Origin of the sequence: Modestobacter versicolor, from assembly GCF_041028285.1 — a bacterium.
GTDB classification, from domain to species: domain Bacteria; phylum Actinomycetota; class Actinomycetes; order Mycobacteriales; family Geodermatophilaceae; genus Modestobacter; species Modestobacter versicolor_A.
The window spans coordinates 297,200-320,478 of record NZ_JABGDB010000003.1 but is presented as its reverse complement, the minus strand read 5'-3'; the positions used below and the strand labels follow the sequence as shown (position 1 = coordinate 320,478).

The following is a 23,279-nucleotide window of genomic DNA, read 5'->3' as shown; positions in this document are numbered from 1 at the left end:
CCGCGGTTACTTCGAGGTGTGCCGGTCGGGCAGCCGGCCGAAGACGCGCCCGGCCTCGTACTTCACCTCGAGCTTCTCCTGGGCGCTGGCCGTCGGGCCGCGCCGCGGCTGGCCGTCGTCGAGGTCGAAGGCCGACTCGTGCCACGGGCACACCAGGCACTCGGCGCCGCGCACCTCCTCCACCCGGCCGTCGGACAGCGGGCCGCCGACGTGCGCGCAGGCGTTGACGAAGGCGTCGACCCGGGCGCCCCGCCGGACGACGGCCAGGCCGATCTCGGTGCCCTGACCCGCCCCGGTGCGCAGCGTGGGCCGCCCCTCGGGCAGGTCGTCGAGCGGACCGAGGTCGATCCAGTCGGTGGTGAGCTGGCGGGCGTCGACCACCGAGTGGTTGGCGCCGGAGGACTGGGCGTAGGACATGTGCCCGCCGATCGAGGCCGACGCCGTGGCCAGGCCCAGGCCGCTGTAGGCCAGCGCCCGCCCGAGACCGCCGTTGCCCTTGCCGCGGGCGACCAGCGAACCGACGTACAGACCGAGGGCGGCCACGTTGGTGACCGCGTGCACGGCACCCAGCCGGCGCACCGCGTCGTCCTGCTCGGACCAGTCGGCCGCCCCGGCGAGCGCGGCGGGCAGGCTGGCCGCGACCCCGGTGGTGATCAGCGCGGTCGCCGCCGGCCGGGTCGGCGGGGCGATGTCCAGCAGCCCGGCCGACAGCCAGGTGCCGACCGGCACCATGGCCAGGATCGGGTGCAGCGGGTGGCCGAGCCAGCTGCCGTGCAGCAGGTCCTTGAACGCCTGCGGCCGCAGCACCTTGTTCACCGCCGTCCGCGCGGAGTCCAGCGACTTGTCGAAGGACGAGACCTCGGAGAGGCGGTCCAGGACCGCGAGCAGGCTCATGGGAGCGCCCATACCCGTCGCGACCGGCCGACACCCCTCAGCCGGTCGTCCAGTCCGCGCCCTCGGCCAGCACGGCGATCGCCGCGGCGCCCACCTCGTCCAGCTCCCCGGCCAGGTCGCCGACGGCACGGCTGAGCGGGCCGGCCACCCCCTCCTCCGGCGAGCACAGCCGCAGCGCCAGCCGGTCGGCCGCGGTGCGCAGCCGCACGGTCGCCGGGGCCTCCGGGCTCGTCGCCCCCGGCACCGCGCCCGGCCAGTCGACCCCGGCCTCGCGGCACAGCCCGGGCAGCCGGCGCAGCAGCCCGGCCGCCGTGGCAGCGGTGCGCCAGGCGGTGCCGGCGCGCAGCTCGGGCGGGCAGCTCAGCGTCGCGTCGGCCCAGCGGAGCACGCCGAGGACGTCGCTCCACACCACGTCGGAGACGACGATGCCGGCCGCCCCGGCCGTCGGGGACCGGTGCGACCGGACCAGCACACCGCCCAGTGACGGGTCGTAGAGCCAGGGACGGCGGTGCCCGGGTGCGCTCATGCCGTCACCGTGCCGGACGACCCCGACAGTCCCCTGCCCACCGGCTGTGATCATCCTGTGACCACTCTCCGTGATGAAGTTCACGGACAGTGCACACGCCGCGCGGGAATCCAGGTGCGGTACGCGCACTTGGTGCCGGAGCATGGGACCGTCCGTGCACCACTGATGCCCGAGGAGACCGCTGTGACCTGCCCGTCCCTGCTGCGCCGCGCCGCCGTGTGCGGACCGCGCGAGACGGGCGACGTGGTCACCGCCGAGGTCCCCCGGTTCGGCGCGACGCTGTGGCACCGGCTCCGCCAGGACGACGCCGGCGCCCAGTTCGCCCGGTTCGTCGTCGTGGGTGGGGTCTCCAGCGCCCTCTACGCGCTGCTGTTCATCGGACTCGGCGGCTTCGGCGACCAGGCGGCGAACCTGGTGGGTGCGGTCGCCTCCACACTGCTGGCCAACGAGATGCACCGGCGGCTGACGTTCCACGCCGGGCAGCAGGTCTCCTGGTTCACCGCCCAGTGGGAGGGCGGGGGCCTGGCCGTCGTCGGCCTGGTGGCCACCTCGTTCGCGCTGGCCGGCGTGCACATGCTCGTCGGCGACGTCGGCACCATCGCACAGCTGGCCCTGATCGCCGCGGTGACCGGGGCGATCGGCCTGGTCCGGTTCATCGCCCTCCGCAGCTGGGTCTTCTCCCCCGCCGCCGTCCACCGCGACTGACCTCCCGCGTGGCGCGCCCACGGGCGTCGGGGCGCACCTACGCTCGCAGCATGGCCGACCTCCTGCACCGCCGCACCCGCCTGGCTGCCGGCGCCGCCGCCGGCGTCCTGCTCCTGCTGCCGCTGGCCGCCTGCAGCTCCAGCAACGTCGACTGCTCCGGCACCTCGTGCACCGCCTCGCTCAGCGGGGACGACGCGAAGGCCAGCATCCTCGGCAACGACCTGGCCTTCGCCGGCACCCAGGACGGCCGGGCGAGCCTGTCGGTCGGCGACAGCAGCGTGTCCTGCGCCGAGGGTGAGAGCGTCTCCGCCGGCCCGCTGTCGATCACCTGCACGTCGGTCACCGACGACGGCGTGGAGCTCACCGCCACCGTCGGCTGACCCGCCCCGCGCCGCGCCGCTCAGCCGGTGTGGGCGACCTCGACCACGACCCGCGAGGGACCGGTGAGCGCGTAGACCCGGAAGGGCGCGCGCTCGCCGGTGCCCACCCAGGCCACCGAGGTGCCCTCGAAGGTGGCGTCGTAGACGACCCCGGCCACCGTCCGGGTGCCGGAGACGGCGACCGCGCCGCGGGCCAGCTCGGTGGCGCCGGACTCGTACGGGTAGCTCGTGCCCTGCAGCGTCACCTGCAGGGCGACGGCCCCCGGGACGTCGACCGCCTCGCCGCTGCCCTGGGACGACGGGCTGTCCGCGTACTCGGCCGTCCAGCCCGGGGTGCCGCTGCCGGAGAGCTCGAAGACCACCCGGTCGTACCCGTCGTGGGCGGCAGCGCGGACGGTGGTGACCGTCAGCCCGTCCGGCGAGACGGCGTCGGCGACGTCGGTGTTCGTGTCGGCGGGGAACGGGCTCGCCCCGTTGCCGGCGTCGGGGTCGGCGGTGTCCTCGGCCGCGGGCGAGGAGCTCGCCGGGGCCGAGGACGAGCTGGTGGTGGAGGCGTCGCCGGACGAGGAGGCGTCGGCGGTCTCGGTCCGCGAGCCGCAGCCGGCCAGCAGGAGGACGGCGGCGGCGAGGCCCAGGGAACGGGTCATCCGGGTCGGACGGCGGGTGTGCACCCGCCGATGCTGGCACGCGGGAGCCCCCTTCCCGGTGCCCGCCACGCGGGCCCGGAGGACCGGGTGCAGAGGACCCCTGCGGGGCCATGTATCGTTCTCCCTGCCTCCAGCGACCACGAGCCCCCATCGTCTAGCGGTCCAGGACGCCGCCCTTTCAAGGCGGTAGCACGGGTTCGAACCCCGTTGGGGGCACGCAGCACCACAGCAGGCAGCACGACTGCACGACCAAGCAAGGCCCTGTAGCGCAGTTGGTTAGCGCGCCGCCCTGTCACGGCGGAGGTCGCGGGTTCGAGTCCCGTCAGGGTCGCCATCCGGCACCAGCACCCCACTGGTCCGGCGCTGGGGCCAGGTAGCTCAGTCGGTACGAGCGCTCGCCTGAAAAGCGAGAGGTCGGCGGTTCGACCCCGCCCCTGGCCACCCTCACTCTCCTCGCAGGTCCCCGGCCCACGCCCAGCGTGTTCCTGACCGGGGCACAGGGAACTCCCAGGATCGGCTCGCACAGTCGTGTCATGACGTCGACGACCAGCTCCCGCGCCCAGCTCACCCGGCCGGACGGCAGCGCCCTGCGGGTGCTGGTCGTCGACGACGAGCCGTCGATCTGCGAGCTGCTGTCCATGGCGCTGCGCTACGAGGGCTGGGACGTCCGCACCGCCGCCGACGGCGCCGACGCGCTGCGCGCCGCCCGCGAGTTCCGCCCGGACGCCGTCGTCCTCGACGTGATGCTGCCCGACCTGGACGGCTTGGAGGTGCTGCGCCGGCTGCGCGCGGACGCCCCGCTGGTGCCGGTCGTCTTCCTCACCGCGAAGGACGCCCTCGAAGACCGCATCGCCGGGCTCACCGCCGGCGGCGACGACTACGTCACCAAGCCGTTCAGCCTGGAGGAGGTCGCGGCCCGGCTGCGCGGCCTGCTCCGCCGCACCAGCCGCGTCGTCGCCGACGACGGCCTGCTCGTGGTCGGCGACCTGACGCTGGACGAGGAGAGCCACGAGGTGACCCGCGGCGGCGACGACATCCGGCTCACCGCCACCGAGTTCGAGCTGCTCCGCTACCTGATGCGCAACCCCAAGCGGGTGCTGTCCAAGGCGCAGATCCTGGACCGGGTGTGGCAGTACGACTTCGGCGGCCAGGGCAACATCGTCGAGCTCTACATCTCCTACCTGCGCCGCAAGATCGACGCCGGGCGCGCGCCGATGATCCACACGCTGCGCGGCGCCGGGTACGTGATCAAGCCCGCCGCATGACCTCTCTCCCGCCCCGGTGACCCGCCCCGAGGGGCGGCCGGCCGCCGTCCCCCGGTCGCGCCGCTCGCTGCGCACCCGGCTGCTGGTCGCCTTCGTCGTCCCGCTGGTGGTCGTGCTGGCGCTGGTCGGCGTCGTCTCGGTGACCGCGCTGCGCGCCCAGCTCGTCAGCCAGGTCGACACCCGGCTGGACGCGACCACCGACCGCTCCAAGGGCTACGCCGAGCCGTCCTACGGCCCTCCCGGCGGGCCCGGCGGCGACCGCTCCGGCGGCCCCGGCTTCCTCGGCGCCCGCGGTCAGGGCGAGGGCACCCTGGGCGCCAGCGTCGCCGGCGGGGAGGTGACCGACTCGGGCGTGATCGGGGCCGACGGGGAGACCCTCGACCTGACCGACGCGCAGGAGCGGCTGCTGGTGGCGCTGCCGACCGACGGCGAGCCGGTGACCCGCGACCTCGGCGGCGACCTCGGCGACTACCGGCTGGTGGCCAGCACCCTGCCCGGTGGCGACGTGCTGGTCGCCGGGCTGCCGCTGCGCGGAGCGGCCGACGCCGTCCGCCGGCTGGTCGCGGTGGAGCTGGTCGTCGGGCTGCTCGCCCTGCTCGGCGCCGCGCTCGCCGCCGTGCTGGTCATCCGGCGCACGCTGCGCCCGCTGGACCGGGTGGCCGCCACCGCGACCCGGGTGTCCCGGCTCCCGCTGGCGACCGGGGAGGTGCGGCTGGCCGAGCGGGTGCCGCCGGAGGACACCGACCCGGGCACCGAGGTCGGCCAGGTGGGCACCGCCCTGAACGCGATGCTCGACCACGTCGAGACCTCGCTGACCGCGCGCCAGGAGTCCGAGACCCGGGTGCGCCGGTTCGTCGCCGACGCCAGCCACGAGCTGCGCACGCCGCTGGCCTCGATCCGCGGCTACGCCGAGCTGGTCCGCCGGCAGGGCGGGTCGGTGCCCCCGGACGTCGGACACGCCGTGCGCCGGGTGGAGTCCGAGGCGCTGCGGATGTCGGCGCTGGTCGAGGAGCTGCTGCTGCTGGCCCGGCTGGACGCCGGCCGCGAGCTGGCCACGGAGGAGGTCGACCTGACCGCCCTGGTGGTCGACGCGGTCAGCGACGCCCACGTCGCCGGCCCCGCGCACCACTGGCAGGTCGACCTGCCCGACACCCCGGTGCTGGTGCCCGGCGACGCCGCCCGGCTGCACCAGGTGCTGGTCAACCTGCTGGCCAACGTGCGCAGCCACACCCCGGACGGGACGACGGCGACCACCCGGCTGGCGACGGTGGGCGACGAGGCGGTGCTGCAGGTCGTCGACGACGGTCCGGGCATCCCCGCCGAGCTGCGCCCGCACGTCTTCGAGCGGTTCGCCCGCGGCGACGCCTCCCGCTCGCGCACCGCGGGCAGCACCGGGCTGGGGCTGGCGATCGTGCAGGCCGTGGTCGCCGCGCACGGCGGGGTGGTCGAGGTGGCCGCCGAGCCGGGGCGGACGGCGTTCACCGTCCGGCTGCCGCACGCGACCACCGGCGGCTGAGAAGAGCGGTCAGGCGGCGGCGTGGTCGCCGGCGACCTGCCGGTACACCTGCGCGTGCACCCGGCGGACGGCGGCGAGCTGCTCGGCCCGCCAGCGCGGGTCGACCCGGGCCGGGGCGGGCCGGGTGAGCGCGGCGACCACGGCCGAGGTGAGCGAGGCGGCGTCCAGCCCGCCCGCCGCGTCGTTGCCGTAGAGCACCACGTCGGACCACTGCTCCCGCGGGTGCCCACCGCCGGGCACGACGGCCCGGGTGCCGGCGTCGCGGCACAGCTCGATCCACGCCGAGTGGGTGCGGGCGCGCTGCGGGACGACGGAGACGTGCAGCTCTTGCAGCTGCCGCACCCAGTCCGCGGGGTCCGCCGGCCGGCTGCGGACCAGCTCCAGCTCACCGGCCTCGGCCAGCTCGAGCAGCGCCGGCAGCCGGGCGGCCAGGTCGACGTCGGGGTCCACGTCGACCCGCAGCCGGCCACCGCCGGAGACCGCGCCGGACAGTGCGCCACGCACGAGGTCCAGCGGTTCGGCGACCTCGGGACCGAGCGCGGCCAGGTGCAGACCGACCAGCCGGGTCTCCCGGCCGATCCCCGGCGTCGGGGCGGCCAGCGACGGGTGGGCCACCACGATGGCGGTGCGGCCGAAGCGCTCCGCGATGTCGTCGGCGGCGCCCGGCGTGAGGGTGAGCACGACCTCCGCGGTCGCCAGCAGCGCGCGCAGGTGGGCCCGGGCGCGGGTCCTCGCCGCGCCGGGGTGGGTGCCGGTGTCTGCGCCGTCCACGGCGGTGAGGTCGTGCACCGTGACCACCAGCGGGACGTCGCAGCGGCGGACGGCGGCGGTCCAGGCGTCCATCTCCGGCACGGTCAGGTGCGCGTAGCCGCCCTGCAGGTGCAGCACGTCGACCTCACCGGCGTGCGCGGCGAGGTGCCCGACGTCCAGCCACGGGCTCGGGTCGGCGTCCGGACCGACCCGCACGACACCGTCGGGCACGACGGCCTCGCCGTACGGGGTGGCGAACGGGACGGTGGCGACCCGCAGCGGTCGCTCGGTCGCCCCCTCGGGCAGCGCGGTCACGCGGCGGCACACCTCCTGCGGTCGAGCACTGCGACGCGGCAGGGGGCGGTGCTCCGGACGGACGGGCTGCGGGTACGACCACCCGCCGGTCGCCCCTACCCACGGTGTCGGCGCGCGAACCGACGGCCGTCCTGCCCGCTCACCCCGGAGGGGGACACGCCGGGCGGTCCGCCCCGGCCTGCAGCGCCGGGCGGTCCGCTACCGTCCCAGCGCCGGTGCGGAGGCGGGCCGGGGACGGCACGGCAGCGGAGGTCGAGTGGACGGGCAGCCCCTGGACGCGGCGCCCGTCGAGGCCCCTCCGGCTCAAGCCCCACCGGCGGGCCGCCGTCGCCGCCGGCTGCGCGGCCCCTGGCTGGTCAGCGCGGCGCTCGTCGTCGTCCTGCTGGTCGGCGCCGGGCTCTACCTGTCCCGGGGCGAGCCGCTCACCTCCGGCGGCCGGTACGTCCGCGACCCCGGGGCGGTGCTGGCCGCCGCCGACGAGCAGCTGACCGGCTACGTCGAGCAGCGGAACGGGGTCGCCGGCCCGGACAGCCGGTGCTGGTTCGAGCTGGCCGCCGCCGACGGCGTCGAGGTGCGCGATGCCCTGCTGTGCGGGCCGGTCCTCTTCGTCGACGGCGACCCCGGCCGCGCCTGGCTGCGCTTCCCGCTGACCGCCACCGCCGACGGCGGCGACGTGCGGCTGTCGGTCGCGGCGCTCCCGGCCGACCCCGCACCCGACCGGCCGGCCGACCCCGGGCTGCTGCACCGCCCCGACGGGGGCCGTCCACCTGCGGGGTCCGGCGGGCTCGCCGTCCCCGCACCGCCGCCGGCCGAGCCCGGGTGGACGGCGACCGGCCCCTTCCCCGGCGTCCCCTGGTCCGCGCCGGCCGGCCCGGCCCGGCTCTCCGGCCCGGCCGCCGCCGTCACCGTCACCGGGCTGGCCGCGCCCGAACGGGTCGGCACCGGCGACGACGCGCGCCGGGCCGCGGACGGCGAGCGGCTGCTCGCCGTCCGGTACGAGGTCGCCTCCGGCGAGGGGAGGTCCGCCACCCCGCCGTCGCTCAGCTACGTGGTCGACGGCGCGGACCCGGTGCCCGTCGCCCCCGGCCTGGTCGCTCCCGGGAGCACCGTGGAGGTGGTGCTGTCCGTGCCCGCGGACACCGCGGCGGCCGACCTGGTCGTCGACGACGCCGGCGTGCAGCAGCGGTTGTCCCTGCTCACCGGGGCCCCGGGCAGCGGGAACCTGGCGGTGCTGGCCCGCACCAACCGGACGGCGGAGGTGGACGCCTCCCGCCGGCTGGACGGCACGCTGAGCGCCCCCGGCCGGGTCCCCGCGGAGCTCCCGTTCACCGTGGCGGTCACCCGCGGGACGCTGACCTGGTGGGCCGGGCCCGACGGCGCGAGCCGACCGGCCGACCCGAGCCGGGCGCTGCTGGTCCTCGACGCCTCGCTGGCCCTCCCCGGGACGGCGCCCGGCGGCATCCCGGCCGACCTGCTCTCGCTGCGGCTGCCCGACGGGACGGTGCTCCGCGCCCTCGACCTCGCCGACGACCCGGACCGGGTCCTGCTCGCCTTCGACGTCCCCGCCGACCTCACCGCCGCGGTGCTGCGCGTCGGCGGGTCGGCCACCTTCCCCGACGGCGCGGTCGTCGACCTCGGCACCGGCCGGCTGGACGTGCCGATCGCCGTCCCGGCCGGCTGACCCACCACGGTCCGTCGACCCGCGCACAGCGGACTGTGAGCTGGCTCACAGCGGAGCGAGCTGCCCGGACGCCGGAGCGTGACGCCCTGCCCAGGCGCCCTGACCGGGGCACGAGCGGGCACCCTGCCGCCCCCGTCCGCGGTCCTACCGTGCGCCGACCGCCGCAGCGACCAGCCGCGGCGGAAACGGGAGCAGGAGGCAACACCATGCGCAGGTCCGCAGCCCACGCCGGAGTGTCCGTCCTCGTCCTGGGAGCCGCGGGGCTGGCGTTCGCCCCCTCCGCCGCCGCCGGTGAGAGCCCACCGGACGACGGCCCGGTCGTCGTCGCCACCGGCCTGGACAACCCCCGCCAGCTCACCTGGGGGCAGGACGGCGAGCTGCTGGTGGCCGAGGCCGGTTCCGGTGGCGACACCTGCGTGACGCTGCCCGCACCGCCGGGGGCCCCGGCCGAGGAGCTGGCGGAGACCGTCTGCGCGGGGACCACCGGCGGGGTGACCGTGATCGAGCACCCCGGGCACGGCGGCTCGGCGCACCGCGTCGTCGACGGGCTGTTCTCCATCGCCGGGGCCGACGGCTCCTTCGCGGTGGGCTCCAACGGGGCCGACGCCACCGACGTGCCCGGGGAGTACGTCGTCGCGGAGACCTACGTCGCCATGGGCCTCCCGCCGGAGCTCGCCGCCGCCCCGGGCGCGGAGCAGCTCGGGCACCTGCTGGTGGTCGGGACCGGTGGCGGGGAGCAGTTCGTGCTGCCCTACGCCGACATCGCCGCCGCCGAGGCCGCCCAGAACCCGGACGGCGCCCAGGTCGACAGCAACCCCTACGCCGTCCTCTTCGTCGACCCCACCCCCGACAGGGCGACCGGCACCGACGGCTACGCGCTGGTCGCCGACGCGGCGGCCAACGCCGTCTGGAAGGTGCAGCCGGACTTCGCCGGCGTGCCCGCCGACTGCGTCGACGCGGCCTGCATCCCGACCTACGCGATCACCGTCTTCGCGGCCTTCCCGACGCCGCCGGACGACGACCTGACCCCGGAGTTCGTGCCGACCTCGCTGGCGACCGACGACGCCGGCAACGTCTACGTCGGCGGCCTCGGGTCCGAGGTCACCGGCGCCGCCGAGGTGCGCCAGTTCGCCGCCGACGGCACGGAGACCGGCGGCTGGGGCGGCTTCACCGGGATCACCGGCCTCGCGGTCGACGGCTCGGGCGAGCACCTCTACGTGTCGCAGCTGTTCGGGTCGGCCACCCCGGCCGGGCCGCCCAGCGGACCGGTCGGCAACGTGGTCGCCGTCGACGTCGCCGCGGGCACCTACCGCTCGGTCGACGTCCCCTTCCCCGGCGGCGTCGCGGTCGACGACCACGGCCGGGTGTACGTCGCCGCGCTGAGCGTCGCCCCCGCCGAGGGCGTCGCGGCCACGCCGGTGTCCCCGGCCTCCGAGGGCGGGCAGGTCTGGCAGATCAGCTTCGGCGGCAGCGCGGACGTCGGCCTGCCGGTCGCCTTCCCGCTGGACACCGGGGGCGAGTGGGTGACGGCGGAGCCCACCGCGACCCCGCTGCCCGACGTCTGCGGCGGCCTGCTGCTCTCCCCCGGTGACGTGACCGGCGAGTGGCGGGTCACCCGGGACGAGACCGGTGACCGGATCGAGTACCGCGGTGCCTCCACCGTGGACCTCGTCGGGCCCGACGGCACCGTGCTGGTCGACGAGCTCGACATCGGCGGGTCCGGCGAGGAGTTCTACGCCGCCGACGGGTCCGCGGCCTTCACCGTCAACGGCCCGGACCTGATCTGGGCGTTCCCGGAGGAGGTGGCACCGCTGGCCGAGCTGGGCCTGCCGGCCGCCTTCTACTGGACCTCGGGGACCTTCGCGGACACCATCTCCGCCGAGGGGGTCGTCGAGATCACCAGCGTCCCGGCCGACGCGGTCGACCTCTGCAGCCTGCTGCCCTAGGTCGCCCCCGGACCCGGGCCGTCCCGCGACGGCCCGGGTCCTCCGGTCGGTCCGCCGACGGGCTCAGCCCTGGGCGCGCAGCTCGGCCAGGATGGGCTTGGCCACCGCGAGGGCGTGGTTGGCCGCCGGCACCCCGGCGTAGACCGCGGTGTGCAGGCACACCTCGGCGATCTCCTCGTCGGTGAGCCCGTTGTGCACGGCGGCCTTCACGTGCAGCGCGAACTCGTCCCAGTGCCGCAGCGCCGCGGTGATCGCCAGGGTCAGCATGCTGCGCTCGCGCCGCTGCAGGCCGGGCCGCTGCCACAGGTCGCCCCACGCCACCCGGGTGATGAAGTCCTGGAAGTCGGCGGTGAACGGGGTGACCGCCGCGACGGCCCGGTCGACGTGCGCGTCGCCCAGCACCTCGCGGCGCACCCGCATGCCGGCGGTGCGCCGCTGCTCGTCGGTCTCCAGCGGCGTCGCGTCCTCGGTCATGCGGGGCCTCCGGTGGCGTGGGCGATCAGTGCGTCGGTGACCTGGTCGGCCTGCTCCAGGTTGGCCAGGTGGGCCGCCGGGCTCAGGGTCAGCAGCCGGGCGCCGGGGACGCCGTCGGCGATCAGCTGCTGGTGCTCGGGCGGCAGCGCGGGGTCCTCGGCGCCGGACACCACGAGGGTGCGCGGGGTGACCCGGCCCAGGTCCGGGCGCAGGTCCATCCCGGCGATCGCCGCGCAGCAGCCGGCGTAGCCCTCGTCGTCGCTGGCGGTGATCATCGCCCGCAGCCGGGCGACCAGGTCCGGGTGCGCGGCGGCGAAGGCCGGGGTCAGCCAGCGGCCGGCCACCGCCTCGGCGAGCACGCCGGTGCCCTGGGTGCGGGCGGTCTCGGCCCGCTCGCGCCAGGTCTGCTCGTTGCCGGTGTGCGCCGAGCTGCACAGCACGGCGAGGCTGGCCACCCGCTCCGGCTCCCGCACCGCCAGCCGCAGCCCGGTCATCCCGCCGATGGACAGGCCCGCCACGTGCGCCTGAGCCACGCCGAACCGGTCCAGCAGCGCCACGACGTCGTCGGTCAGGTCGTCGATCGTGGCGTCCCCGGCGGGGGCGGGCGAGGAGCCGTGGCCGCGGGTGTCGTAGCGGACCACCCGGAAGCGCTCGGTGAGCCGGGGCAGCTGCGGGTCCCACATGGTGTGGTCGGCGCCCAGCGAGTTGGACAGCAGGAGCACCGGCGCGTCGGCCGGGCCCTCCACGACGGCGTGCACCTCGGTGGCGGTCACGGGTGTCCTCCCTGGACGGCGACGGTGTGGGCGGCCAGCGCCGCGTCGACCTGGGCCCCGGCCTCGCCGACGTCCGGTGCGCTGTCGGCGACCAGCGCGGCGCCGTCGACGTCGCCCCGCGCCAGCACGACGTCGGCCAGCGGCCGGCCCTCCTCGGCGGCGGTGCGGACAGCGGCGGCCGCGGCGTCGTGCGCGGGGCCTGCGCCCAGGGTCGGGGTGAGCGCCTCGGCCAGCGCGCGGGCCAGCTGCGGGTCGCCCGCGCCGGCGACGGCGGCCGCCATCCGGCCGGTGTCCAGCCGCAGGTCGCCCAGCGACTCGGCCAGCCAGGACGCCGCCGAGCCCACCGTGCCCAGCAGGTCGGTGAGCGCCGGCCACTCGACGTGCCAGGTGCCGGCGCCGCGCTCGTGCTCCTGCTCCATGGCGGCGAACAGCGTCGCCACGAGCCCGGGGGCGCGGCGGGCGCAGGCCCGCGCCGAGATCGCCGCGACCGGGTTGTTCTTGTGCGGCATCGCCGACGACCCGCCGCGGCCGGCCGACACCTCGGTGGCCTCGGCCACCTCGCTCTGCGCCAGCAGGACGACGTCGACGGCGATCGTGGCCACCACCCCGGCGGCGGCACCGAGCACCCCGGCGACGTCGGCGATCGGCAGCCGCACGGTGAACCACGGCACCTCGCTGGAGGCCAGGCCCAGCTCGGCGGCGAGCTCGCGGCGCAGGTCGACCCCGGAGCCGGAGCTCGCGGCCAGCGTGCCGACCGCGCCGCCGTACTGCACCGGCAGCCCGGCGCCGACGGCGGCGATCCGCGCCCGGACGCCGTCCAGCCCGGCCAGCCAGGTGGCGGCCTTGAGCCCCACGGTGATCGGCAGCGCCTGCTGCAGGAGGGTGCGGCCCATCAGCACGTCGTCGCGATGCGCGGCGGCCAGCCGGGCGCAGGCCTCGGCGGCGGTCGCGAGGTCGGCGTCGACCAGCTGCAGCCCGCGGCGGGCCAGCAGCACCGCCGCGGTGTCCATGACGTCCTGGCTGGTGGCGCCCACGTGGACGGCCCGCGCGGCGTGCGGGCCGACGGCGTCCTGCAGCACCCGCACCAGCGGTGGCACCGGGTTGCCGGCGTCCGCCGCGCGCTCGTACACCGCGGCCAGGTCCAGTGCGGCCGGGTCGGCGCAGACCCGGCTGACCTCGTCGGCCGCGGTCCCGGCCACCAGCCCCACCCGGGCGGCGGCGCGGGCGAGCGCCCCCTCGACCTCCAGCAGGGCCACCAGCCAGGGGTCGCCCGCCGGGCCGGCGGCGGCGCCGGCCGAGACGGGACCGCGGGCGAACGTCGCGTCGAGGAGTGTCACGCCGGCAGCTCGTCGGGTGTGGTCGTCACACCGCGAAGAAGACGGTCTCGACCATGTCCTTGGCCGTGCAGTCCTGCAGGTGGATGTCGAGCGAGTAGCCGTCGTCGGTGCGCTGGGCGATCAGCGTCTGCCGGGAGGCGTCGTCCGGCAGGCTGGTCAGCACCGGGTCGGCGGCGTTGGCCTCGGCCTCGTCGGCGAAGTAGATCCGGGTGACCACCCGGTCCAGCAGCCCCCGGGCGAAGACCGAGACGTCGACGTGCGGCGCCTGCAGCCCGCCCTCGCCGTCCGGCACGGGGCCGGGCTTGAGGGTGTGCACGGCGTACTGGCCGCCGTCGCGGGTGTCGGAGCGCGCGAAACCGCGGAAGCCCGGGCGGGCCACCGCGCCCCGCGGGTCGTCGGGGTGCGCGAAGCGCCCGTCCGGGTCGGCCTGCCAGGTCTCGACCATGGCGTCGGGCACCAGGTCGCCGTTGCCGTCGAACACCCGCCCGCGCAGCCAGAGCGCGCCCTCGGTGCCCTCGGCGACGGCGTACGGGCCGTCCGGCCAGGTCAGGCCGATCGCCAGGTACGGCCCGACGGTGGCGCTGGGGGTGGTCCCCCAGCGCAGCGGCTCGTCGAGGAAGCCGCTGCCACGACGGGGGATGCCCGGGACGCGGTCGTTGTCCTCGATCGCGGCCTGCACCAGCGGCGAGATGTGGGGGGCGCTCATGCGACATCTCCGTCGTCGTCGGTCTCGAACGGGGTCTGGTCCTGGCCGCGCAGCACGATGTCCCACTGGTAGGCCAGGGCCCAGTTGTCCTGGGTGCGGTCGAGGTCGAACCGGCTGATCGTCCGGTACCGCGCCGCCGGCGGGATCGCGTTGAAGATCGGGTCCTGCTCGAACAGCGGGTCGCCCGGGAAGTACATCTGGGTGACCAGCCGCTGGGTGAAGGCCTGACCGAAGAGGCTGAAGTGGATGTGCGCCGGACGCCAGGCGTTGTGGTGGTTGCCCCACGGGTAGGCGCCGGGCTTGATCGTGGTGAACTCGTAGCGCCCGAGGCTGTCGGTCACGACCCGGCCGAGCCCGTCGAAGTGCGGGTCCAGCGGCGCCGGCCAGTTGTCGACCACGTGCCGGTACCGCCCGCCGGCGTTGGCCTGCCACACCTCCACCAGCGCGTCGGGCACCGGCCGGCCGTCGCTGTCGAGCACCCGCCCGAAGACGATGATCCGCTGGCCCTGGGCCTCGCCGCCCATGCGGAGGGTGAGGTCGGCGTCGGTGGGCACCACCCGGTCCTCGCCGAGCACCGGGCCGGTGACCTCGGTGAGCCGGTGCGGCAGGTCGACCGGGGTGCGCAGCGGTGCGCGCAGCGCGGTGCTCTTGTAGCCGGGGTAGGCCAGCGGCGTGCGCTGCTCCTCCGGGTCGCGGAGGTAGCGCGGCAGCACCAGTGCGCTCTCCGACGCGTCGCGCGGCGGTCGAGATGTGGTCCCGGTCATGCCCCGGACGGTACGACGCAGCACTACTCTCCCCTAGCGGACCTTCCGCTGGACGAAAGGAGCGCCACGGTGGCGGGTGGAGCGGGCACCGCGGGCCGGTCGGTCACCTCCCGGGCCCTCGGCGTGCTGGACGCCTTCGACTCCGGGCACCCCCGGCTCACCCTCTCCGAGGTCGCCGAACGCTCCGGCACCCCGCTGACGACGGCGCACCGGCTGCTCGCCGAGCTCACCGCCTGGGGGGCGCTGTCCCGCCGGTCCGACGGCCGCTACGAGATCGGCCGCAAGCTCTGGGACCTCGGCCTGCTCGCGCCGGTGCAGCTGGAGCTCCGGCAGGTCGCCTCCGCCTTCATGCTCGACGTGCACACCGCCACCCGGGACACCGTGCACCTCGCCGTCCGGGAGGGCCTGCGGGCGCTCTACGTCGAGCGGATCTCCGGCCGCGAGTCCGTGCCGATCGTCAGCACCGTCGGCAGCCGGCTGCCGCTGCACGCCACCGGCGTCGGCAAGGTGCTGCTGGCCTCGGCACCGGACGACGTCGTGGAGCAGGTGCTGCGGCAGATGACCCGGGAGACCCGGCACACCGTCACCGACCCCGGCGTGCTCACCCGCGAGCTCGGCGAGGTCCGCCGCCGGGGCTGGGCCCGCACCGCCGAGGAGATGTCCCCCGGCACGGCGTCGGTCGCCGTCCCGGTCACCGTCGACCGCCCCGCCGGCCCGGTGGTGGTGGCCGCGCTCGGCATCGTCGTCCCCGTCCAGCGGCGGGACCTCGGGCGGCTGGCCCCGGTGCTGCAGGTGGCGGCGCGCGGCATCGGGCGCGAGCTGGCCCGCTCCGACCAGTTCCGCTGAGCGGGAGGAACTGCTGGCGTCCTGAGCGGCCGGCGTCACACTCGGCCCGTGCGCACCCAGGTCGGGATCATCGGCGCCGGCCCTGCCGGCCTCCTGTTGTCACGTCTGCTCCAGCTCCAGGGCGTCGACACCGTGGTGCTCGAGAACCGCTCCCGCGACTACGTCGAGGCACGGATCCGCGCGGGCATCCTCGAGCAGCACACCGTGCAGACCCTCGTGGACGCCGGCGTCGGCGAGCGGCTGCAGCGGCAGGGCCTGCCCCACGACGGCGTGCACCTGCAGTACCCCGGCACCCGGCACCACCTCGACTTCGCCGAGCTGTGCGACCGGAAGGTGTGGCTCTACGGCCAGTCCGAGGTGGTCAAGGACCTCATCGCCGCCCAGCTGGACGACGGCCCGCCGCTGCTCTTCGAGGTGTCCGACGTCGTGCCCGAGGACGTCGACGGCGACTCCCCGCGGATCCGGTTCACCGACGCCGACGGCACCGCCCAGGTGCTCGAGTGCGACGTCATCGCCGGCACCGACGGCTTCCACGGGGTCTCCCGCCCGGTCGTCACGGCCGCCGGCGGCCGCACCTGGGAGCGCACGTACCCCTACGCGTGGCTGGGCATCCTGGCCGACGTCGCACCCTCCAGCGAGGAGCTCGTCTACGCCTGGCACCCCGACGGCTTCGCGCTGCTGTCCATGCGGTCGCCGTCGGTGTCCCGGCTCTACCTGCAGGTCGACCCCACCGAGAAGATCGAGGACTGGTCCGACGACCGGATCTGGGAGGGGCTGTCCACCCGCCTCGCCCTGGACGGCTGGGACCTGGAGACCGGCCCGGTCACCGAGAAGTCCATCCTGCCGATGCGCTCGTTCGTGTCCGCCCCGATGCGCCGCGGCCGGCTCTTCCTCGCCGGCGACGCCGCGCACATCGTCCCGCCGACCGGCGCCAAGGGCCTGAACCTGGCCGTCGCCGACGTCACCCTGCTGGCCGGCGCCCTGGTCCGGCTGCTGCGCGAGGGCCAGGCCGACCTGGTCGACAGCTACTCCGACCGCGCGCTGGCCCGGGTCTGGCGGTGCACCCACTTCTCCTGGTGGATGACCTCGATGCTGCACCGCTCCGGCGACGACTTCGACGCCGAGCTGCAGCTGTCCCAGCTCCGCAGGGTCTGCAGCTCCGAGGCCGCCGCCCGCGAGCTCGCCGAGAACTACACCGGCCTCCCCCTCGACCTGTAGCCCCCGCCCGAGCCGCGCTCCCGCCCCCCACGCTTTCGCGCGCCTTCCCACGCGCGGTTTCGCGCGCCTTCCCACGCCGCGGTTCCGCGCGCCTTCCCACGCCGCGGTCCCGCGCGCCTTCCCACGCGTGGTCCCGCGCGACGTTCCACGCGTGGTCCCGCGCGACGTTCCACGCGTGGTCCCGCGCGACGTTCCACGCGCGGTTTCGCGCGTCTTCCCACGCGCGGTTTCGCGCGCCTTCCCACGCGCGGTTTCGCGCGCCTTCCCACGCGCGGTTTCGCGCGTCTTCCCACGGTGGGCACCGACTGCCGGGCTGGTCGATCGCGGGCAGCGGTGACCAACGGCCTCGCCGGACCGCGGTCCGTACTGGCAGACTCTGCCCACCGGAGAGCGGGTCACCGCGCCCCAGGTCGCCATGTCGACCTCGTCAACGGTCAGAGTCCCCCACTCTGGATGGCCAGCTTCGGTGGAATGTGCCCAAGGGGGCGCCGGACACGGACCGGTCCGCACCACTAACTTCCTGTGCATGGTCTCGACGCTCATGGTCATCGCTGGCGTGTTCGTGGGGCTGCTCGTCCTGCTCTCCCTGATCGTGCACCTCAGTGCCCGTCCGGCGACCCGCGGCCGGACGGCGGCTCCGCGCACGCCGTCCTGGGTGGTGGACGCCGGCCAGCCGCACCCCGACGCGTGGTCGCCGATGTCCACCACGAGCACGCAGATCCGCGCCGTCCGCTGACCCCGGGAGGACAGCTCGCCCCGCCGGCCCGGGACTGCCCGGCCCCCGGCCGGCTCCGGCGTCCCCCGGCTAGGCTCCCGCGGTGACCAGCGACTCGCCCCCGCTGCAGGTCTACCCGATCGGTCAGCTGATCCGGGTCCGGGCGGCGCAGGACGAGTTCCACGTCCGGGTAGCGGCCGAGCTGCAGCGGCTGACCTCCACCGACTTCAGCGTCTGGGCGATGGCGCACGGCCCCGCCGACCACGTGCCGCGCCCGTGGACGGTCGCCGAACTGGCCGCCCAGGCCGCCGGCATCGGCCTGCCGGACGCCCCTGAGCGGCTGGCCCGGCTGGAGCAGCTGGGCCTCGTCGCACTGGCCGCGCCGGGCACCGCGAGCGCGGTCGAGCTGGCCCGCCGGGTGCGGATGGTGCCGCTGGTGCTCGGGCTGGGGAACTCGGCGGACAACCCGGACACCTACTCCGTGGGGCTGCCCGGCCGGCCGCTCGCCGTGCTGTCCGCGGCCGCCTACGACCTGTTCGAGTGGGCGACCATGGAGACCAGCCTCTGGCGCGCCTGCGAGGGCGCGGCCGCCACCGCCGCCCGGGTCGGCATCGACGACCCGCAGGCCAGCGACCCCGGCGCGCTGCTGACCTCGCTGCTGGCCGACCTGCACCGGCTGCTGACGCCCAACGCCGTCTGCCTCGACACCTGGGCGGTGAGCTGATGGCCGCCGCCGAACCTCTGGTCTTCCCCCTGGGCCACGCGATGGGCCCGTTCCACCAGCAGCGGGACGCCCCGCCGGCCTACTGGGTGGTGCGGCTGGGGTGGGACAGCCCGCTGCTGCCCGACCGGGCGACGGCCGACGTCTGGGCGCTGGCCCACGGGCACCCGGAGACGGCCGGTCGCACGCCGTGGACCCGCACCGAGCTCTGCCGGGCCGCCAGCGCGGCCGGCGTCAGCGACCCGGACGCCGTGCTCGGCGGGCTGCTGGAGCGCGGGCTGGTCGCCGAGGTGACGCCGGGCACCGACGACGCCGCCACCTTCGCCGGCACCCACCGCGTGCAGTCGCTGCTGCTCGGCCTCGGCGAGCTGCCCGACCGGCCCGGCGTCGACGGCATCGGCCTGCTCGGCATGCCGGCGCTGGCCCAGGTGCCGCTGGGCACCTACGAGTTCTGGCAGTGGGGGCACCTGTGGCCCACGCTGACCGAGGCCGCCGCCGGGCTGGCCGAGATGGCGGCCCAGGCGCCCGAGCACGCGCCGGAGGAGGCCGACCCGGTGCAGGTGCTGGACCGCGTGCTGCACGAGCTGCACCGGCTGCTGTCCGTGCACGCCGTCTACCTCGACCGCTCGCTCGCCGTCGCCGACGCCCAGCGCTGACCCCCCGTCCCGGAGATGGCCATCTCCGGCGTCCGTCCAGGGGCGAAGATGGCCATCTTCGCCCGGGTGGACGGGCCGTGCCGCGGGTCAGGCGGCGGGCCAGAGCTCGGCGGCGCGCTCGCCGATCATCACCGCGGTCGCCGCGGGGCCGCGCGAGGTCACCTGCGGCATCACGGAGGTGTCCGCCACCCGCAGGCCCTCGACCCCGCGCACCCGCAAGAGCTGGTCGACCACCGCGCCGGCGTCGCCGTCCGGGCCCATCCGGGCGCTGCCGGCCAGGTGGATCGCGGTGGCCAGGTGCCGGCGGGTCCAGCGGTCCAGCTCGCGGTCGTCGGCCAGCACCTCCTCGGGGAGCCCGGTGCGCTCGGCGACCAGCGGGGCGAACGCCGCCGTCCGGAGCAGCTCGGCGGCCAGCCGCACGCCCTCCCGCAGCCGGCGCCGGTCGGCGTCCTCGGTGAGGTAGCGGTGCTCGATGCGGGGCTGGACGAGCGGGTCGGCGCTGGTGAGGGTGAGCCGGCCGCGGCTCTCCTCCTGCTGCAGCGCGACCGCCAGGTAGAGGTCGTCGCGGCGGCGGGCCTGGTCGAGCAGCCGGTGCAGCGAGGCGCCGCGCAGCGCCCGCAGCGTGCCGGCCGACCGGCGCAGCGCCTCCCCCACCCCGGCCAGCGGTGAGCCCGACGACCGGTCCAGCAGCACCTTCCGGAACGGCTTGAGCCAGGGCATGACCTCGAGGTCCGCGACCTCCCCCGACCCGGTGGCCGCGGTGTTGAGCGCGGTGGCCAGGGGCATCAACCCGCGCGGCATCGGCAGCCGGCGGCTCGGCTGCCAGGTGACGTAGAGGTCCGGGTGGTCGCTGAAGTCCGCGCCCACCCCGGGGGCGTCGACGAGCACCGGCACCCCGGCCGCCCGCAGTTGCTCGGCGGGGCCGATGCCGGACAGCATGAGCAGGTGCGGCGAGGCCACCGCGCCGGCGGCCAGCACCACCTCGTCGGCCCGGACGACGCCGTCCGCGGTCTGCACGCCGACGGCCCGGCCGCCCTCGACCACCACCCGGAGGACCCGGGTGCCGCCGCGCACCGTCAGCAGCGGCGAGCCCCGGCGGGGCGACAGGTAGGCCATCGCGGCGTTGACCCGCACCCCGTCGGCCACGTTGACCGGGATCGGGCCGTGCCCGGCCTGGCCGCCGGCGTTCTTGTCCGGCTCGGCCGGGAAGCCCAGCTCGTCGCAGGCGGCGGCGAACGCGTCGGTCACCGGGTGCGCGGTGGAGCTGCGGGTCACCGGCACCGGCCCGTCGGCGCCGTGCCCGGGCAGCTGCCCGAAGTCGGCGTCGGACTCCGACCGGCAGAAGGCCGGCAGCACGGCGGCGGCCGACCACAGGTCGTTGCCGGCGGCGGCCCAGCCGTCGAAGTCGGCGGGCGTGCCGCGGACGAAGTAGCTGCCGTTGATCGCGCTGGAGCCGCCGAGACCGCGCCCGCGGACCACCGGGTAGCTGACGTCCTCGGCCAGCTGCGCCGCGTAGGTCCAGTTCGCCGGGTGCCCGGGGGTGGCAGCGCCGAGGGTCGCGGCGTCCCGCAGGGTGGCGGGGAAGTCGGCCGGCTGCGGGTGGTCCGCGCCGGCCTCCAGCACGAGCACCCGGCGGCCGGCGTCGACCAGCCTGGCGGCCAGCGCGCAGCCGGCGGACCCGGCGCCGACCACCACGACGTCCCAGCTGCTCACCGTGGGTCGGCCAGCGCGACGACGTCGCCGTCCGCGGGCCGCACCCGGCCCTCGGCGGCGAGCTTGGCCAGGGTCGCCCGGGTCGACTGCGCGGCGGCCGGCCACAGCGCGGATGGGACGGCGGCGTAGACCTGCGCCACCAGCTCGTCGACGGTGCGCGGCCCGGCGGCGAGGCCGGCGAGCAGCTGCGCCTCGCGGTGGGCCCGGTGGGCCAGGTAGAAGTCGAGGACCGCCGCGGGGTCGACGGTCAGCTCCGGCCCGTGCCCGCAGTACAGCGCCGCCGGGCCCAGGTCGTGCACCCGGCGCAGCGACTCCAGGTAGGCCACCACGTCGCCCTCCGGGTGGGTGACCACCGAGGTACCGCGGCCGAGCACGTGGTCGCCGACGAGCACCGCGCCGGACTCCAGCCGGAACGCCAGGTGGTCGGCGGTGTGCCCCGGGGTGCCGACCACCCCGATCGTCGTCCCGGCCAGGCGCAGCTGTTCGCCCGGCGCCAGGAGCCGGCCCGCCGGGCCGGCGACGTCCGCCGCCGCGGCCGCGACCGGCGCGCCGAACCGCCGGCCCCACGGCAGCGCCGCCTCGGCGTGGTCGCCGTGGTGGTGGGTGACCAGCACGGCCACCACCCGGGCGTCCCGGGCGGTCAGCACGGCCTCCACGGCGGCCAGGTGGGCCGGGTCGGCCGGACCGGGGTCCACGACGACGGCCTGCCCGCTGCCGGGCTGGCCCACGACGTAGGTGTTCGTGCCGTCCAGCGTCATCCCCGACGCGTTGGGGGCCAGCACCCGGACGACGAGCGGCTCGAGCTCCGCCGTCCGCGGCATCGCGCCGGGGGCGGGCAGGTCCCAGCTCGTCCGCGGGTCCACCGGTGCGTCCACCCCCGGGACGCTAGCGTCCTGGGCATGCGAGCACCCGCGACCCTGCTGAAGGGCGGCATCTCCGCCGCCGCTGCCCTGCTCCTGCTCACCGGCTGCGGCGGCTCCGACGACGAGCAGACCGAGGCCACCCCGAGTTCGTCCGCCGCGTCCGGCTCCGCCGAGTCCGGCGGCACCTCCGACGAGGACGTGCAGGCCTTCTGCACCGAGGCCGAGTCCATCTTCACCGAGCTCAGCAGCGGCCTGGACGCCGCGCAGCCCGAGCAGCTGTCCGCGACCCTGGACCAGGGCGTGAGCGCACTGGGCGAGCTCGAGCCGCCGGCCGAGATCAGCGCGGACTGGGGCGTGCTGCAGCAGGCCTTCACCGGCCTCCGCGACGCCGTCGCCGGCGCCGACCTCACCACCCCCGAGGGCCAGGCCTCGGTGCAGCAGGCCGTCACCGACCTGAGCGCCTCCAGCGGCGAGGCCCAGACCAACCTGGACACCTGGGTCACCGAGAACTGCGACAACGCCTGACCGCTCTCCCCGGACGACGACGGCCCGGCTCCTCCCCCGCGGAGGAGCCGGGCCGTCCGCTCAGCAGCGGCCGATCGAGATGCCGCGGGCGCGCAGCCAGGGCACCGGGTCGACCTGGCCGCTGTACATCGCCCCGTTGGGGTGCACCTCGAAGTGCAGGTGCGGGCCGGTCGACTGGCCGCGGTTGCCCACCTCGGCGATCTGCTCACCGGCCGAGACCCGCTCCCCGGCGCTGACGAAGTACCGGTTGACGTGGCCGTAGACGGTGACCGCCCCGTCGTCGCCGCGGATGTAGACGGCGTAGCCGAAGCCGGTCGCGGTGCCGGCCCGCTGGACCACCCCGGCCGTGGCCGCGTACACCGGCGTCCCGATCGGGGCGGCGATGTCGACGCCGAAGTGGGTCACGCCCCAGCGGGAGCCGTAGCAGCTGCTGGTGACGCCGCGGGCGGGCCGGGCGTAGCCCCAGTCCCCGGTGTCGGCCTGCTGCTCGGCGGCGGCGGCCGCGCGCGCCTGCCGCTCGGCCTCCCGGGCGGCCGCCTCCTCGGCGGCCTTCTGGGCGACCCACGCCTGGTAGGCGTCCCGGGCGCCCTGCAGCTCCAGCAGGCGCACCTGGGCTGCCTGCAGCTGCTGCTCCAGGGCGGCCTTCTGGGCGGTGACCTCGGAGACGGCGACCTCCTGGGCGGCCAGCTGCGCCTCGGCCGTGGCCTTGGCGGTCGCGGCGGCCTCCTCGGTGGCCACCTTCTCGTCCCGGGCGGCCTGGGCGGCGGCGTCGGCGGCCGCCTGCTGCAGCTGCGCGGACTCCAGCGCGCCCAGGACGTCGATCTGGTGGTCGGCGACGTAGTCCAGCAGCGCCGCCTTGCGCACCAGCTCCGCGGGGCCCTCGGCGTCCAGCAGCGCCATCTCGGTGGCCAGCGTGGTGCCGTTCTTGTAGCTGTTGCGGGAGAAGTCGGCCAGCCGCAGCTGCGCGGCGGCGGTGGCGTCGGCGGCCACCTGCAGGTCGCGGGCGGTCTGCTCGGCCGCGGCCTCGGCCGCCAGCCGGGCCTCCTCGGCCAGCAGGTACGCGGTGCCGGCCGCCTCGGCCTGGAACTGCACCTGCTCCAGCTGCCCCTCGGCGGCCGCGACGAGCCCGGCGATCCGGCCGACCTCGGCGGCGGCGGCGTCCTGGGCCACCCGGGCGTCGCCGAGCTGCTGGTCGCTGGGGTTCTCCGGCGCCGCGAGCGCCACGCCGCTGCCGGTCAGCACGGCACCGGCCACCACCGCCGCGAGGGCAGCACGGAACAGGCGCGCGGGCACCGGTGACGAGCGCAGCGGACGCTGCGGCATGGTCGCTCCCTGGGGAAGAG

At 76.5% G+C, this 23,279-nt stretch carries 24 protein-coding genes and 3 tRNA genes; 15 read left to right on the top strand and 12 right to left on the bottom strand.

All coding sequences use genetic code 11. The features are described 5' to 3' along the window. Positions 1 to 6: 6 nt before the first annotated feature. Positions 7 to 894, bottom strand: coding sequence for a Rieske 2Fe-2S domain-containing protein (locus tag HL054_RS12815; RefSeq protein ID WP_369139396.1), 888 nt, complete (start codon positions 892 to 894; stop codon positions 7 to 9). A gap of 37 nt (positions 895 to 931) precedes the next feature. Beyond that, entirely contained in the window at positions 932 to 1,420 is a 489-nt protein-coding gene (locus tag HL054_RS12810) for a hypothetical protein (RefSeq protein WP_369139395.1), read from the bottom strand. 183 nt (positions 1,421 to 1,603) lie between these two features. Here HL054_RS12810 and HL054_RS12805 point away from each other — a divergent pair, with 183 nt between their 5' ends. Next, positions 1,604 to 2,125: a GtrA family protein gene (locus HL054_RS12805; RefSeq protein WP_369139394.1), complete on the top strand. Its 522-nt coding sequence runs from the start codon at positions 1,604 to 1,606 to the stop codon at positions 2,123 to 2,125. A gap of 50 nt (positions 2,126 to 2,175) precedes the next feature. Next, positions 2,176 to 2,505, top strand: coding sequence for a hypothetical protein (locus HL054_RS12800; RefSeq protein ID WP_369139393.1), 330 nt, complete (start codon positions 2,176 to 2,178; stop codon positions 2,503 to 2,505). Positions 2,506 to 2,525: 20 nt separating this feature from the next. On the opposite strand, the gene HL054_RS12795 is transcribed toward HL054_RS12800, so the two are convergent. Next, positions 2,526 to 3,176 carry an AMIN-like domain-containing (lipo)protein gene (locus HL054_RS12795; protein ID WP_369139392.1) on the bottom strand — a complete coding sequence of 217 codons (651 nt, stop codon included), beginning with the start codon at positions 3,174 to 3,176 and terminating at the stop codon, positions 2,526 to 2,528. A gap of 119 nt (positions 3,177 to 3,295) precedes the next feature. On the opposite strand from HL054_RS12795, the gene HL054_RS12790 reads away from it, so the two are divergent. The 5 genes from HL054_RS12790 (at position 3,296) to HL054_RS12770 (ending at position 5,933) form a co-directional block, all read left to right on the top strand. Beyond that, positions 3,296 to 3,368: transfer RNA gene (locus tag HL054_RS12790), tRNA-Glu, on the top strand. Positions 3,369 to 3,409: 41 nt separating this feature from the next. Then, positions 3,410 to 3,486 (top strand) — tRNA-Asp (locus HL054_RS12785). 33 nt (positions 3,487 to 3,519) lie between these two features. After that, positions 3,520 to 3,593, top strand: a tRNA-Phe gene (locus HL054_RS12780). A gap of 92 nt (positions 3,594 to 3,685) precedes the next feature. Further along, a complete protein-coding gene (locus HL054_RS12775) occupies positions 3,686 to 4,417 on the top strand; it encodes a response regulator transcription factor (RefSeq protein WP_369139391.1) in 732 nt (243 codons plus the stop codon). A gap of 16 nt (positions 4,418 to 4,433) precedes the next feature. Next, entirely contained in the window at positions 4,434 to 5,933 is a 1,500-nt protein-coding gene (locus HL054_RS12770; protein ID WP_369139390.1) for a sensor histidine kinase, read from the top strand. A 9-nt stretch (positions 5,934 to 5,942) separates the two neighbouring features. Here the strand turns inward: HL054_RS12770 and HL054_RS12765 are convergent, their stop codons facing one another. Beyond that, positions 5,943 to 6,998 (bottom strand): glycosyltransferase, encoded by a 1,056-nt coding sequence (locus HL054_RS12765; RefSeq protein ID WP_369139389.1) that lies wholly within the window; start codon positions 6,996 to 6,998, stop codon positions 5,943 to 5,945. Positions 6,999 to 7,254: 256 nt separating this feature from the next. On the opposite strand from HL054_RS12765, the gene HL054_RS12760 reads away from it, so the two are divergent. Together HL054_RS12760 and HL054_RS12755 are read left to right on the top strand one after the other, a co-directional pair. Beyond that, positions 7,255 to 8,679, top strand: a complete 1,425-nt coding sequence (locus tag HL054_RS12760; RefSeq protein ID WP_369139388.1) for a hypothetical protein — start codon at positions 7,255 to 7,257, stop codon at positions 8,677 to 8,679. Positions 8,680 to 8,885: 206 nt separating this feature from the next. After that, the gene (locus HL054_RS12755; RefSeq protein WP_369139387.1) at positions 8,886 to 10,625 is read left to right on the top strand and encodes a ScyD/ScyE family protein; all 1,740 of its coding nucleotides are present in this window, start codon (positions 8,886 to 8,888) and stop codon (positions 10,623 to 10,625) included. A gap of 63 nt (positions 10,626 to 10,688) precedes the next feature. Here HL054_RS12755 and pcaC read toward each other — a convergent pair whose 3' ends face one another. The 5 genes from pcaC to pcaH are packed head-to-tail and all read right to left on the bottom strand — an operon-like array spanning position 10,689 to position 14,679. Beyond that, the gene (gene pcaC / locus HL054_RS12750) at positions 10,689 to 11,099 is read right to left on the bottom strand and encodes a 4-carboxymuconolactone decarboxylase (protein ID WP_369139386.1); all 411 of its coding nucleotides are present in this window, start codon (positions 11,097 to 11,099) and stop codon (positions 10,689 to 10,691) included. Then, entirely contained in the window at positions 11,096 to 11,872 is a 777-nt protein-coding gene (gene pcaD / locus HL054_RS12745; RefSeq protein WP_369139385.1) for a 3-oxoadipate enol-lactonase, read from the bottom strand. The genes pcaC and pcaD overlap by 4 nt, the downstream gene beginning before the upstream one ends. Further along, entirely contained in the window at positions 11,869 to 13,209 is a 1,341-nt protein-coding gene (locus HL054_RS12740) for a lyase family protein (protein ID WP_369139384.1), read from the bottom strand. Before HL054_RS12740 ends, pcaD begins: the two co-directional genes overlap by 4 nt. Before the next feature lie 25 nt (positions 13,210 to 13,234). Next, positions 13,235 to 13,915: a protocatechuate 3,4-dioxygenase subunit alpha gene (gene pcaG / locus HL054_RS12735; protein ID WP_369139383.1), complete on the bottom strand. Its 681-nt coding sequence runs from the start codon at positions 13,913 to 13,915 to the stop codon at positions 13,235 to 13,237. Beyond that, positions 13,912 to 14,679: a protocatechuate 3,4-dioxygenase subunit beta gene (gene pcaH / locus HL054_RS12730; protein ID WP_369139382.1), complete on the bottom strand. Its 768-nt coding sequence runs from the start codon at positions 14,677 to 14,679 to the stop codon at positions 13,912 to 13,914. Before pcaH ends, pcaG begins: the two co-directional genes overlap by 4 nt. A 69-nt stretch (positions 14,680 to 14,748) precedes the next feature. Between pcaH and HL054_RS12725 the strand changes: the two genes are divergently transcribed. The 5 genes from HL054_RS12725 (at position 14,749) to HL054_RS12705 (ending at position 18,835) form a co-directional block, all read left to right on the top strand. Further along, complete coding sequence (locus HL054_RS12725; RefSeq protein WP_369139381.1) at positions 14,749 to 15,525, top strand: IclR family transcriptional regulator; 777 nt, start codon at positions 14,749 to 14,751, stop codon at positions 15,523 to 15,525. A gap of 48 nt (positions 15,526 to 15,573) precedes the next feature. Continuing rightward, on the top strand, positions 15,574 to 16,743 hold the full coding sequence (locus HL054_RS12720; protein WP_369139380.1) for a 4-hydroxybenzoate 3-monooxygenase: 1,170 nt from the start codon (positions 15,574 to 15,576) through the stop codon (positions 16,741 to 16,743). 526 nt (positions 16,744 to 17,269) lie between these two features. After that, positions 17,270 to 17,479: a hypothetical protein gene (locus HL054_RS12715; RefSeq protein ID WP_369139379.1), complete on the top strand. Its 210-nt coding sequence runs from the start codon at positions 17,270 to 17,272 to the stop codon at positions 17,477 to 17,479. Positions 17,480 to 17,561: 82 nt separating this feature from the next. After that, on the top strand, positions 17,562 to 18,182 hold the full coding sequence (locus HL054_RS12710; protein ID WP_369139378.1) for a hypothetical protein: 621 nt from the start codon (positions 17,562 to 17,564) through the stop codon (positions 18,180 to 18,182). Continuing rightward, positions 18,182 to 18,835 carry a hypothetical protein gene (locus tag HL054_RS12705; RefSeq protein ID WP_369139377.1) on the top strand — a complete coding sequence of 218 codons (654 nt, stop codon included), beginning with the start codon at positions 18,182 to 18,184 and terminating at the stop codon, positions 18,833 to 18,835. The genes HL054_RS12710 and HL054_RS12705 overlap by 1 nt, the downstream gene beginning before the upstream one ends. Positions 18,836 to 18,922: 87 nt before the next feature. Here the strand turns inward: HL054_RS12705 and HL054_RS12700 are convergent, their stop codons facing one another. Continuing rightward, on the bottom strand, positions 18,923 to 20,548 hold the full coding sequence (locus tag HL054_RS12700; protein ID WP_369139376.1) for a GMC family oxidoreductase: 1,626 nt from the start codon (positions 20,546 to 20,548) through the stop codon (positions 18,923 to 18,925). Then, on the bottom strand, positions 20,545 to 21,423 hold the full coding sequence (locus tag HL054_RS12695; RefSeq protein WP_369139375.1) for an MBL fold metallo-hydrolase: 879 nt from the start codon (positions 21,421 to 21,423) through the stop codon (positions 20,545 to 20,547). The genes HL054_RS12700 and HL054_RS12695 overlap by 4 nt, the downstream gene beginning before the upstream one ends. A 24-nt stretch (positions 21,424 to 21,447) precedes the next feature. Here HL054_RS12695 and HL054_RS12690 point away from each other — a divergent pair, with 24 nt between their 5' ends. Then, positions 21,448 to 21,936: a hypothetical protein gene (locus HL054_RS12690; RefSeq protein WP_369139374.1), complete on the top strand. Its 489-nt coding sequence runs from the start codon at positions 21,448 to 21,450 to the stop codon at positions 21,934 to 21,936. Positions 21,937 to 21,996: 60 nt separating this feature from the next. Here the strand turns inward: HL054_RS12690 and HL054_RS12685 are convergent, their stop codons facing one another. Continuing rightward, a complete protein-coding gene (locus HL054_RS12685; RefSeq protein ID WP_369139373.1) occupies positions 21,997 to 23,259 on the bottom strand; it encodes a M23 family metallopeptidase in 1,263 nt (420 codons plus the stop codon). Between the last annotated feature and the right edge of the window lie 20 nt (positions 23,260 to 23,279).